This window comes from Candidatus Methylomirabilota bacterium, from assembly GCA_036005065.1.
In the GTDB taxonomy this organism is placed as follows: domain Bacteria; phylum Methylomirabilota; class Methylomirabilia; order Rokubacteriales; family DASRDR01; genus DASYQW01.
Map to the genome: position 1 here is coordinate 1 of DASYQW010000393.1, position 12,165 is coordinate 12,165.

A 12,165-nucleotide genomic window follows, 5' to 3' on the forward strand; every position below is an offset into this window, starting at 1 on the left:
ACTCTGGACCGCGCCCCGGCGGTAGGCCGAGGTGGTGCCCTGGAGACCGGAGATCCGGGGATTCTCGACTTCCTCGTAGATCAGGATCCGCAGGTCGCCCTCCTGCACTTCGCGAGTCGGCGGACCCCAATCCTTTTCGAGCGTGGCGGCCGGACGGCCGACCCATGTCTTGAGCCGCTCGGGAGGGATGCCGCTCACGCAGCCGGCGGCGAGGAGCAGGGCGACGAGCGATCCGGCGAGGCGAATCATGCGCATGACGCCCTCTGTGCCCGCTGCGGGGAAGCCTTCCGGCCAGGCGGCGCGGATCAGTCCGTGGTCGAAGAGGACGAGCTGCCTGGACTCGGGGTCGGTTTCGCCGTCGAGTCCGGGGCTGGCTTCGCCGTCGAGTCCGGGGCGCCCTCCGCGCTCTTCGCGCTCCCGGCCGTCTCGGCCGGCGCGGTCTTCTTCTCGGCCTCCATGGCCTTCTTCCGCGACTCGGACGGGTAGTCCGTGGCATGCCAGCCGCCCCCCTTCAGGATGAACGGGGCGGCGGCCAGCAGGCGGTGGACGGGGCCGTTGCAGAACTGGCAGTGCGTCAACGGGGACGCGGAGATGCGCTGCCACACCTCGTAGACCCGCCCGCACGCCTCGCACTCGTACTCGTAGGTCGGCACCTTGCCTCCCCCAAGAAAAAGGGAGCGGCGGCGCTCCCGTGGGGCCCCTGAGGGACCTATTCGTGTATAGCACCGCGTGGGGGCCGGTGTCAAGGCGCCGACTCCGTCATGCCCGATCGGCAATTGCCAATTGCGACTCCCCGGGGGGCCTGTTAGCATTTGCTGATCGCGAGCGAGGCTTGCCGAACGGAGGAGGCGTGATCCGGGCCTTCCAGGGGAAGCTCCCCAGGATCCACGAGACCGCGTTCATCGCCGAGACGGCGGACGTCATCGGCGACGTGGAGATCGGGGAGCAGTCGAGCGTCTGGTTCCAGACCGTCGTCCGAGGGGACGTGAACTGGATCCGGATCGGCCACCACACCAACATCCAGGACGGCACCGTGATCCACGTCGACCGGGGCGGGCCCCCCGTGGAGATCGGCGATTACGTGACCTTGGGGCATGCCGTGCGCCTCCACGGAGCACGGATCGCCCCGCACTGCCTGATCGCCATCGGGGCGATCGTGCTCAACGGCGTGGTCATCGAGGAGGAGTCCATCGTGGCCGCCGGCGCCCTGGTGGCGCCGGGGACCCACGTCCCGCGCCGGACCCTGATGATGGGGAGCCCGGCGCGGCCCAAGCGGACGCTGACCGAGGCCGACCTCGAGCTGATCCATCGGCCGACCAACAACTACGTGCGGCTGAAAGACCAGTACCGCGAGGGGATGTAGCGATGTCACCATCGCTTCGTCTTCCGGGGGGAGGCGGGCCCGAGCCGTTCGCCGCATGGCGAACGGTCGGGCTTTGCCCAAAGGGCCCCCGGAGGGGGGCGGAGCCCCCCTCTGGAGAAACTACGTGCGGCTGAAAGACCAGTACCGCGAGGGGAAATAGGCGTGGCGCGCCAGCCCAAGCTCAGCACGGAACCACCTCGCGGAATGCGGGACATCCTCCCCGAGGAGGCCGAGCTGCGCGACGCGACGGCCCAGACCATCCTCGCCGTATACCGCCAGTACGGGTTCAGGCGCGTCGAGACCCCGGCGCTCGAGAGCATCCACCTGCTGACGCAGGGCGAGGGCGGCGAGAACGAGAAGCTGATCTTCAAGGTCCTCAAGCGGGGGGAAAAGCTCGATCTGGCCGGTGCCACCGGGGAAGCCGACCTGGTGGATCTCGGCCTGCGATTCGACCTGACGGTGCCGCTGGCCCGCTATTACGCCCACAACCACGCGAAGCTGCCGAAGCCCCTGAAGGCGGTGCAGATCGGTCCGGTCTGGCGCGCCGAGCGCCCCCAGAAGGGGCGGTTTCGCCAGTTCACCCAGTGCGACATCGACATCCTGGGCGTCACCTCCGCGGTCGCCGAGATCGAGCTGATCCTCGCCACCACCGAGGCGCTGAGCGCGCTCGGCTTCGAGGACCTGAGTGTCCGGATCAACGACCGGCGGATTCTCACCGCCATGGCGGAGTCGTGCGGCTTCGACCGGGGGCGCCACGACAGCCTCTTCATCACCCTCGACAAGTGGGACAAGCTCGAGCCGGCCGCGATCGCGGAGGAGTTGAGGCAGGCTGGTCATCCAGAGGCGGCGATCCACTGCGTGATCGAGCGGTTCACCACGCTCAAGGCGGGAGGCGAGCTTGAACCGCTGAAGGCCTATGTCTCCGACCCGGAGACCCAGAAAGCCGTCAGCGGCCTGCAGCAGATCGTCCAAGCCGCGCGGGCCCATACCCCGGTCAGCTTCGACGCGACGCTCGTGCGCGGGATGTCCTACTACACCGGACCGATCTTCGAGATCACCTCGGCCCGCTTCCCCTCCGCGATCGCGGGGGGCGGACGTTACGACAAATTGATCGGCAAGATCCTCGGCCAGGACGTGCCGGCCACCGGGTTCTCCATCGGTTTCGAGCGGGTCATCCTGATCCTGGCCGAGCGAGCGGCCGGGCGCGCCGGCCGCCGGCAGCGCGTCGCGCTGCTCTTCGACGAGGCGACGCCCGACCTGAAGCCGGTCCTGGAACGGGCGCGGCAGCTCAGGGAGCAGGAGAAGCTCGCGGTGTCCCTGGAGCTCCACGCCAGACGGCGGGGACCGCAGCTGGCGGCACTCGAGGCGCAGGGGTTCGACGGGTTCGTGGACGGGCCCGAGGGCCCGCTCCGATGGTTCGGAGAGACGTGATGACGGACACGATGGGTGACTGGCGCCGGACGCACTCCTGCGGAGCGCTCCGAGCGGCCGACGCCGGCCAGCCGGTGACCCTCATGGGCTGGGCGTTCCGCCGCCGGGACCACGGCGGGCTGATCTTCGTCGACCTGCGGGACCGGGAAGGGGTGACCCAGCTCGTCTTCGACCCGGCCACGGCCGCCGCGGCGCACGAGACGGCCGGCCGGATCCGGGCGGAGTTCGTCCTGGCCGTGCAGGGCCAGGCCGAGCGGCGGCCGGCGGGAACCGTGAACCCGCACCTGCCGACCGGCGAGGTCGAGATCCGCGTCCAGGCCTTCCGGATCCTCAACGAGTCGAAGCCCTTGCCGTTCCCGCTCGACGAGAGCCAGGAGACGGTCGAGCCGCTGCGCCTTCGCTACCGCTACCTCGACCTCCGGCGACCGGCCATGCTCCGGAATCTGATCCTCCGGGACCGCGTGTGCCAGGCCGTGCGCGACTATCTCCATCGCGAGGGCTTCGTCGAAGTCGAGACCCCCGCGCTCACCCGCTCGACGCCCGAGGGGGCGCGGGACTTCCTGGTCCCGAGCCGACTGTCACGAGGGAACTTCTACGCGCTCCCGCAGTCCCCCCAGCTCTTCAAGCAGATCCTGATGGTGGCGGGGCTCGAGCGGTACTTCCAGATCGTGCGGTGCTTCCGCGACGAGGATCTGCGCGCCGATCGGCAGCCCGAGTTCACGCAGATCGACGTCGAGACGTCCTTCCTGGACCGGGACGACTTCTTGCCGATCATGGAGGGCGTCGTCGGCGAGATCTTCCAGCGCGTCATGGGCGTGACCGTGCCCCGGCCGTTCCCGCGCCTGGCCTGGGACGAGGCGGTCGCCCGCTACGGCTCCGACAAGCCGGACCTCCGGTTCGGCCTCGAGCTCCAGGACTGCTCCGACCTGTTCCGGCAGGCCGGCTTCCAGGTGTTCGCCCAGGCCGTCGCCCGGGGCGGGGCCGTCAAGGCGCTCACGGTTCCCGGCGAGGGCTTTTCGCGGAAGGATCTGGACGACCTCGTCGAGCAGGCCAAGGGATTCGGGGCCGGGGGGCTCGTCTGGGTCAGGGTCGGCGAGGGAGCGCTCCAGTCGCCGGCGGCCCGTCACCTCGAGCCCGTGCGACCGGCTCTCCTCGAGCGGTGCGGAGCCGGGCCCGGGTCCCTCATCCTTCTCGTCGCCGACACGATGCCGCTGGCGGCGACCGTGCTGGGACGCCTGCGCGTCGCGCTGGCCCAGCGGCTCGGTCTCGTCCCGGCCGAGACCTTCCGGCTCCTGTGGGTCGTGGACTTCCCGCTCTTCGAGTGGAGTGAGGAGGAAAAGCGCTGGGACGCCATGCATCACCCCTTCACCGCCCCTCGAGATGAGGACGTCGCGACCGGCCTGGCCGACCCCGCCCGGGCGCGGGCCAAGGCCTACGATCTGGTCCTCAACGGCCAAGAGATCGGAGGCGGCTCGATCCGCATCCACTCGCGCGCGCTCCAGCAGCGGGTCTTCGAGCTCCTCGGCATCGGCGAGGCGGAGGCCCGGGCGAAGTTCGGGTTCCTCCTGGACGCCCTCGAGTACGGCGCGCCGCCCATGGGCGGGATCGCGTTCGGGCTCGACCGGATCGTCGCCATCCTGGCCGGAGTCGACTCCATCCGCGAGGTCATCGCCTTTCCCAAGACCCAGAAGGGGACCTGCTCGCTGACGGATGCGCCCGGGCCCGTGAGCCCGGTCCAGCTCGCCGAGCTGGGTCTGACCGTCGAGCCCGAGCCTCCCCAGGGCGAGCATTGACGACCCCGGGTCTGCTATACTGAGGGCGCATGGAGGAGTCCGAGACCGCGCGTGCCTGAGCTCACCACCCATCGCATCACCCTCCCGGCCGAATCCGACCTCCTTCCGCTCCTGGGTCCGAACGACGAGACGTTGCGCCTGCTCGAGAGCCATCTCGACCTGCGGATCGTCGCCCGCGGCGTCGAGATCATCTTGAAGGGCGAAGAGCGCCAGGTGGCGCGGGGGGCGCGGATCCTCGAGGAGCTCCAGGGCCGGGTGGCAGCCGGGCTCCCCGTTCAGGGGCCCGACGTCCGGGCGGCTCTCCGGGTGCTCGCCGAGGACGAGGGGGCCGATCTCCGGAACATGCTCCGCGACGCGATCCCGGTGCCGTCCCGGAAGAAGCAGATCACGACCAAGACGCCCACCCAGAAGCGCTACGTGGACGCCATCCGGGCCCGCGATGTCGTCGTCGCGATCGGCCCCGCCGGCACCGGCAAGTCCTATCTGGCCATGGCCATGGCCGTCTCCGCCATGACGCGGCGCGAGGTTTCCCGGATCATCCTCACCCGGCCGGCCGTCGAGGCCGGGGAGCGGCTCGGATTCCTGCCCGGTGACATGTACGAGAAGGTTCACCCCTACCTCCGGCCGCTCTACGATGCCCTCTACGACATGATGGAGCCGGACAAGGTGGCGACCCTGACCGAGCGGGGTGCGATCGAGATCGCCCCCCTGGCCTATATGCGCGGACGGACGCTGAACGATGCGTTCATCGTGCTCGACGAGGCGCAGAACACGACCTCCGAGCAGATGAAGATGTTCCTCACGCGCCTCGGCTTCAACTCGCGCATGGTCATCACGGGCGACATCACGCAGGTGGACCTACCCTCGACCCGGGCGTCGGGACTCATCGAGATCCAGGCGGTCCTGAAGGGCATCCCGGGCATCGCCTTCGTGTACTTCACCGAAAAGGACGTCGTCCGGCACGAGCTGGTGTCCGAGATCATCCGGGCCTACGACGAGTGGGGCCAGAAGCCCCGCGAGGGGCGTCCGTGATCGCGATCGCGAACCGCCAGCGGATCCCGGTCGACCTCCGGCACATCAGGCGCGTCACCCGCACCGCGCTCGACGCCCTCGGCGTCTGGGACCACGACCTCAGCCTGAGCCTGGTCGACGACCGTGAGATCCGGGCGCTGAACGCGCGGTACCGGGGGGTGCGGCGGCGGACGGACGTCCTCGCGTTCCCCCTCGGCGGGCCGGCGCCCGTCCTCGGCGAAGCCGTCATCTCGGTGGAGACGGCCCGGCGGCAGGCCCGAGCCCTGGGCCACTCCCTCCGAGAGGAGCTGGCGCTCCTCTGCTGTCACGCCTGCCTCCACCTCGTCGGATACGACGACCGGGACCCGCTGGAGGCCCGGCTCATGCATGCGCGCGAAATGGCCATGCTCGGTCGGCTCTATGAGCGTCCCGCTCCCACCCTCCACGTCGCCGTCTGAGAGAGCCGTGAGGGAATCGCGTCGTCGAGCGTCCGCGCAACCATCCTCTCCTCTTCCCCCGGCGGGCGGGGAGGGGTCGGGGGCGGGGGAGATCTCGAGCGTCCACCGATCGGGCTTCATCTCGATCGTCGGGCGGCCCAACGTCGGGAAGTCCACGCTCCTGAACCGCCTGCTCGGCCAGAAGCTGGCCATCGTCTCGCCCAAGCCGCAAACGACCCGGAACCGGATCACCGGGATCCGCACGCGTGGGGGCGCCCAGGTCGTCTACGTCGACACCCCGGGGCTCCACGCCCCGCGGGGCAAGCTCGGTCAGTTCATGGCGCGGACGGCCGTCCAGGCGCTCGAAGAGGTGGATGGCGTCGTGTTCGTCGGAGAGGCGACCGAGCGGCCGACCGCCCTCGACGAGGTCGCCCTGGCTCCGCTGGGAGAGGTGACGGCGCCGGTCCTGCTCGCGCTCAACAAGGTGGACTTGGTGCCCGACAAGCGCCGGCTCCTGCCGCTCCTCGAGGCCTACGCCGGCCGCTATCCGTTCAAGGAGCTGATCCCCATCTCGGCGACCGCCGGCACCGGGATCGATCGGCTGGAAGCGGCGATCAGCGCGGTCCTCCCAGCCGGCCCCGCCTATTACCCGCCCGACACGATCACCGACCAGCCGGAGACCTTCTTCGTGGCCGAGACGATCCGCGAGAAGCTCTTCCTCCTCACGCGCCAGGAGGTCCCGTACGCCGCCGCCGTGCGCGTCGAGGAGCTGGTGGAGCGCGCAGAGTCGGGCCGGCTGTATGTCCGTGCGGTGATCTTCGTCGAGCAGCCGTCACAGAAGAAGATCGTGATCGGCGAGGGCGGCGCCCTGCTCAAGCGGATCGGGCAGGCGGCCCGGCGGGAGCTGGAGGCCTTCTTCGGCGTGCCCGTGTATCTCGCCCTCTGGGTTCAGGTGCGTCGGCACTGGCGCCGCGACGACGCGGCCCTTCGCGAGTTCGGCTACCGGTTGACGTCCTGAGCCGACGGGGCGCCGGCCGCATGTCGAGTCTCCGTCTCGTCCCCCGGTAATCCCGTGCCACTCCTCCGGACCGACGGCATCGTCCTCCGCGCCCGCGACCTCGGCGAGCACGACCGCCTGGTCAGCCTCTATACGCGGGACCTGGGGAAGCTGACGGCCGTGGCCCGGGGGGCCCGCCGCGTCCGGTCGCGCTTCGGAGGCGCGCTCGAGCTCTTCACCTGGGGTGACGTGGTCGGCTTCGAGCGGGAGGGACGCGAGCTGGTGCGGCTGGATCACTTCGACATCCGCCGATCTTTCCGCCGCCTGCGCGAGGACCTCGAGCGGCTCGGGCAGGGCGCCCGCATGCTCGAGGCCGTGGGTCGGCTCGTCGAGGAGCGCGACGCCCACCCCGCCTGCTTCCTCCTGCTGCTGCGGGCGCTGCGAGCCCTCGAGACGAGCGCGCCGGCGCGGGTCCAGCTCGCCTTCATGCTGCGCTTCCTGGACCTCGCCGGATACCGGCCGCGGCTCGATCGGTGCGGCGGCTGCGGGCGCCCTCTCGGGACGGCCGCGGTCGCCTTCGATCCCGCGCAGGGCACCGTCACCTGCGGAAGCTGCCGGCCGCCCGGCGCGCCGGGCGTGGCCCCGCGCGTGCTGGGCGCGCTCCGGGGCCTCCAGGCGGCGGCCTGGGAGGCGCGGCTCCAGGCCCGGATTGCGCTCCCCGTCGAGCGCGAGGCCGCGAGTCTCCTGGACGACTACCTGGCCGCCCTGACCGGCACGGCCCTCCGGACCCCCCGCTTCCTCGCCCAGACCCTCCCGATCCTCGACTGAGCGGCTCGCCCCGATCTCGCGACTGCCGAGTGCCGCCCACGGGTAATCTGTCCCACGCGCGCAGTCGGGGGGAGGTCTGGGAGGAGGCCGTCGAGGCCCCCTCCCATGGACTCAGGGATGGATCGGGCAGAACCGCGTCGGCTCAGTGCCGGCCAGGAACGCCATGATGACCGGCCGAGGGCACGTCGGATTCGCGAGGAACCCCGTCACCATGTCGACCCTGGCCATCGTCACGTTCTCGGGGAGCGCGAAGTCCTCCGCCGGCCGATCCTTGAGGACTTCCCGCATCAGGGCGATCCAGATCGGCAGCGCCGCCCGGGCCCCCGTCTCGTCCCGGCCGAGAGTCCGGACCCGGTCGTGGCCCACCCAGACGCCGGCGGCGATCGAGGGCGTATAGCCCACGAACCACGCGTTCGAGAAGTCGTTGGTGGTCCCGGTCTTCCCGGCGATGGGCCGGCCGAGCGAGCGCGCCGCGACCCCGGTCCCGCGCTCGATGGCGCCTCGGAGCATTTGGGTGAGCACGTAGGCCACCGCGGGGTTGGCGGCGTCCTGCCCCTGAGGGATGTTCTCCTCGATCAGGCGTCCCTGGGCGTCCGTGATGTATCGGACCGCGATCGGCTCCATCCGGACGCCCTGGTTGGCGAGGGCCGCGTATGCCGCCGTGATCTCGAGGAGGGTGACGCCGGAGCTGCCGAGGCTGAGCGTGAGGTTGGCCTGCAGCGGACTCTGGATGCCGAGCCGGCGCGCCACCTCGATGATGCGTCCTACCCCGACCTGCTCGGCCAGCCGGACGGTCGGCACGTTCACCGACTCCTCGAGGGCCTGCTCGAGCGTGATCTGGCCCCGGAACTTGCCGTCGTAGTTCTCCGGGGCCCAGGTCCGTCCGCCCGAGGTGTAGCTCACCGGGCTGTCGTCGAGGAGGTCGGCCGGGGTCCGCCCGGCCTCGAGCGCGGCCAGATACACGAAGGGCTTGAAGGCGGATCCCGGCTGCCGGCGGGCGTGAATCGCCCGGTTGAACTCGCTGCGGGCGAAGTCCGAGCCGCCCACCAGCGCCTTGATGTATCCGGTCTGGGGCTCGATGACGAGCACGGCGCCCTCCGGCACGCTCGGCGCCCCCGCCCCGGCCCCGGCCACCTTCCCGACCTGTCGGGCGCCGATTCCCTGCAGCCCTTCGCGGAGCGCGTGCTCGGCGGAGCGCTGGATCACCGGGCTCAGCGTGGTGTATACGGAGAGGCCACCCTTGTAGAGGAGGTCGCTGCCGAGCTTGGCTTCGAGACCCTGCTCGAGGTACTCGAGGAAGTACTGGCCGCTCCGGCGGCGACGCTCCGGCGCGACCAGGCCGAGTGGCGACGTGTTGGCGCGCTTGGCGGTGGCGGCGTCGATGTAGCCCTGCTCGAGCATGCGCGCGATCACCAGCGCCCGCCGCTTCTGGGCCAGCTCGGGGCGCTCGAACGGGGAGTAGTTACCGGGCGCCCGCGGGAGCGCGGCGATGAGGGCCGCCTGAGGGAGCGTGAGCTCCTGCACGGACTTGCCGAAGTATGTTCGTGATGCCGCCTCCACACCGTAGGAGCCGTGGCCGAGATAGATCTGGTTCAGATAGATCTCGAGCAGGCGGTCCTTCGAGTACCGCTTCTCGAGCTCGACGGCGAGGAGGGCCTCCTTGACCTTGCGGGACAGGCTGCGGTCGGGGGTGAGGAAGAGGACCTTGGCGAGCTGCTGGGTGATCGTGCTGCCGCCCTCGACGATCCGGCCATGCCGGAAGTTCGAGTAGGCCGCTCGCACGATGCCGCGCACGTCCACGCCGAAGTGAGAGTAGAAGCGGGAATCCTCGACGGCGATGACGGCGTCCCGCAGGATCTTGGGAATCTCGCGGAGCGGAACGAAGATCCGGCGCTCCGCCTGGAACTCGGTGAGCAGCTCGTCGTCGTCCGCGTAAACCTTGGTGCCCAGGCTGGGGGAATACTCCTCGAGCGCTTTGACCGACGGCAGGTCGGCCGGCCAGAAGACGTAGGCCGCGACCGCGAGACCGGCCGAAGCCAGGACCAGCAGGACCACCAGGGCCGCCAGGAACCAGCGAACGACGCGCCAGGGCGGGACCAGCCGGCGGACGTTGAATCGCCAACGCCCGAAGACCCGGGAGACGCCGAAGCGTCGGCCCTTGCGCCGACGCCAGGGACCGGACGATGGTCGGAAGCGGGAATGCGGTGGCACGCGATACTGCTCTCCGGGGCTCCTCGCCGGCCTCATTATACTGCGGAGGGTGCGCCGGCCTCCCAAATCGGGCGTGGGCGATCGGCGCCGCCTTGCGACCGCCGCGCGCCTGTGATACAACCGGCTGCGCCATGCCGAGAGCGGGTTCCGGTCCCACCCTGTCCGGAGACGAGCAGCTCACGCTGCTCCGCCGCGGGACCGCGGCCATCGTGACCGAGGAGGAGCTCCGGACGAAGCTCGAGCGCTCCGTGCGGACGCGGACGCCGCTCGTCGTCAAGGTCGGCTTCGACCCGACCGCGCCCGACCTCCACCTGGGCCACACGGTCGTCATCCAGAAGATGCGCCAGCTCCAGGAGCTCGGTCACACGATCTACTTCGTGATCGGCGACTTCACCGGCATGATCGGCGATCCCACCGGGCTCTCCGAGACCCGGAAGCCGCTCACCCGGGGCGAGATCGAGGCGAATGCCCAGACGTACCGCGACCAGGTGTTCAAGATCCTCGATCCCGAGGTGACCCGGGTCGCCTTCAACTCCTCGTGGCTGGCGCCGCTCTCCGCCGAGGATGTCATCCGGATGGCGGCCCGGGTGACGGTGGCCCGGCTTCTCTCGCGGGAAGACTTCGCCCAGCGCTACGAGACCGAGCGCCCGATCCATCTCCACGAGTTCCTCTATCCGCTCTTTCAGGCCCAGGACTCGGTGGCGCTCCGGGTGGACATCGAGATGGGCGGCACCGACCAGACCTTCAACCTCCTGGTCGGCCGCGACCTCCAGCGGGCGAGCGGACAGGAGCCGCAGATCGCCATCACGATGCCGCTCCTGGTCGGCACCGACGGCGTCCAGAAGATGTCGAAGAGCCTGGGCAACTACGTGGGCATCACCGAGCCGCCGGCCTCGATGTTCGGCAAGCTCATGTCGGTCTCCGACGAGGTGATGCTGGCGTACTACCCCCTCGTCAGCGGGCTCGCGCCAGCCGACGTCGACCGGGTGGTGGCCGAGGTTCGTGACGGCGGCCTTCACCCGATGGAGGCCAAGAAGCGGCTGGCGCGGGCCGTGGTGGCCCAGTTTCACGGTGAGGCGGCCGCCCGCCAGGCCGAGGAGGCCTTCGCCCGCCAGTTCCAGGCTCGGGAACTACCCACCGACATCCCCCGCGTCCAGTACCGGGTCGAGGGAGGGACCGCGCGGGTCACCCACCTCGTCACGTCGGCCGGCATCGCTGGTTCCGTGAGCGAGGCCCGGCGGCTGATCGAGCAGGGGGGAATCCGAATCGACCATGAGCGGATCGAGGACCCCTTCCGCACCTTGACAGTTCGGCCCGGGCAGGAGATCCTGGTCCAGAAGGGGCGGCGGGACTTCCGGATCCTCGAGGTCGTGGCGCCCGCCCCCCCCGGGGGGTCCCCCGGTCGAGAAAGCACTTGACAGCGTGAGGGCCACCCGCTAGTATTACGTGTTGCCCGGACCTTCTCGGTTTCGGGCGTAGGGTTCGAAAGACCCGCCCGGCTGATTCCAAGATCAGCGGTCCGTTCTCGGAAAACTATCTGCTCTTTGAAAGCTGAATATGCTACTGGCTCACCGGTAAGGTGTGCATGCCCTTTCCCTGTCAAAGCCGAACGGCCACGACGTGGGAATCTGTTTCGAAGATCAAACTGGAGAGTTTGATCCTGGCTCAGAACGAACGCTGGCGGCGTGCCTAACACATGCAAGTCGAGCGAATCGCCTTGGGAAACTGAGGCGGTTAGCGGCGGACGGGTGAGTAACACGTGGGTAACCCACCTGGGTGACCGGGATAACGGCTCGAAAGGGCCGCTAATACCGGATACGCTCCCCGGGACACAAGTCCTGGGAAGGAAAGGCGGCGCAAGCTGTCACCCCCAGACGGGCCCGCGGCCCATTAGCTAGTTGGCGGGGTAACGGCCCACCAAGGCAATGATGGGTAGCCGGTCTGAGAGGATGGCCGGCCACACGGGGACTGAGACACGGCCCCGACTCCTACGGGAGGCAGCAGTGGGGAATCTTCCGCAATGGGCGAAAGCCTGACGGAGCAACGCCGCGTGGGGGACGAAGGCCTTCGGGTCGTAAACCCCTGTCATGGGGA

The 12,165-nt window shown here is 69.8% G+C and carries 11 protein-coding genes and 1 rRNA gene; 9 read left to right on the top strand and 3 right to left on the bottom strand.

All coding sequences use genetic code 11. The features are described 5' to 3' along the window. A partial coding sequence (locus tag VGW35_26255) for a hypothetical protein (protein HEV8311182.1) occupies positions 1 to 255 on the bottom strand: 255 nt, incomplete at its 3' end. Between the two features lie 50 nt (positions 256 to 305). Continuing rightward, complete coding sequence (locus VGW35_26260) at positions 306 to 653, bottom strand: FmdB family zinc ribbon protein (GenBank protein HEV8311183.1); 348 nt, start codon at positions 651 to 653, stop codon at positions 306 to 308. Positions 654 to 850: 197 nt separating this feature from the next. Between VGW35_26260 and VGW35_26265 the strand changes: the two genes are divergently transcribed. From VGW35_26265 to recO, 7 genes are all read left to right on the top strand, one after another. After that, positions 851 to 1,363, top strand: coding sequence for a gamma carbonic anhydrase family protein (locus VGW35_26265; protein HEV8311184.1), 513 nt, complete (start codon positions 851 to 853; stop codon positions 1,361 to 1,363). Between the two features lie 162 nt (positions 1,364 to 1,525). Further along, positions 1,526 to 2,794 carry a histidine--tRNA ligase gene (gene hisS, locus VGW35_26270; GenBank protein HEV8311185.1) on the top strand — a complete coding sequence of 423 codons (1,269 nt, stop codon included), beginning with the start codon at positions 1,526 to 1,528 and terminating at the stop codon, positions 2,792 to 2,794. Next, on the top strand, positions 2,794 to 4,587 hold the full coding sequence (gene aspS / locus VGW35_26275) for an aspartate--tRNA ligase (protein ID HEV8311186.1): 1,794 nt from the start codon (positions 2,794 to 2,796) through the stop codon (positions 4,585 to 4,587). Before hisS ends, aspS begins: the two co-directional genes overlap by 1 nt. Positions 4,588 to 4,638: 51 nt before the next feature. Beyond that, positions 4,639 to 5,619 carry a PhoH family protein gene (locus VGW35_26280; GenBank protein ID HEV8311187.1) on the top strand — a complete coding sequence of 327 codons (981 nt, stop codon included), beginning with the start codon at positions 4,639 to 4,641 and terminating at the stop codon, positions 5,617 to 5,619. Further along, on the top strand, positions 5,616 to 6,056 hold the full coding sequence (ybeY, locus tag VGW35_26285; GenBank protein HEV8311188.1) for an rRNA maturation RNase YbeY: 441 nt from the start codon (positions 5,616 to 5,618) through the stop codon (positions 6,054 to 6,056). The genes VGW35_26280 and ybeY overlap by 4 nt, the downstream gene beginning before the upstream one ends. Positions 6,057 to 6,147: 91 nt before the next feature. After that, a complete protein-coding gene (era, locus tag VGW35_26290; protein HEV8311189.1) occupies positions 6,148 to 7,053 on the top strand; it encodes a GTPase Era in 906 nt (301 codons plus the stop codon). A 54-nt stretch (positions 7,054 to 7,107) separates the two neighbouring features. Continuing rightward, a complete protein-coding gene (gene recO, locus VGW35_26295) occupies positions 7,108 to 7,860 on the top strand; it encodes a DNA repair protein RecO (GenBank protein ID HEV8311190.1) in 753 nt (250 codons plus the stop codon). Positions 7,861 to 7,971: 111 nt separating this feature from the next. On the opposite strand, the gene VGW35_26300 is transcribed toward recO, so the two are convergent. Continuing rightward, positions 7,972 to 10,071, bottom strand: a complete 2,100-nt coding sequence (locus tag VGW35_26300; GenBank protein ID HEV8311191.1) for a PBP1A family penicillin-binding protein — start codon at positions 10,069 to 10,071, stop codon at positions 7,972 to 7,974. Between the two features lie 158 nt (positions 10,072 to 10,229). On the opposite strand from VGW35_26300, the gene tyrS reads away from it, so the two are divergent. Then, positions 10,230 to 11,489, top strand: coding sequence for a tyrosine--tRNA ligase (gene tyrS / locus VGW35_26305; GenBank protein HEV8311192.1), 1,260 nt, complete (start codon positions 10,230 to 10,232; stop codon positions 11,487 to 11,489). A gap of 224 nt (positions 11,490 to 11,713) precedes the next feature. After that, positions 11,714 to 12,165: ribosomal RNA gene (locus VGW35_26310) — 16S ribosomal RNA — on the top strand; the annotation flags it as partial.

What these genes read in the sequence shown, in the direction of transcription:
- aspS (HEV8311186.1), top strand. Translation starts at nt 2,794, where the DNA reads ATGACGGACACGATGGGTGACTGGCGCCGGACGCACTCCTGCGGAGCG.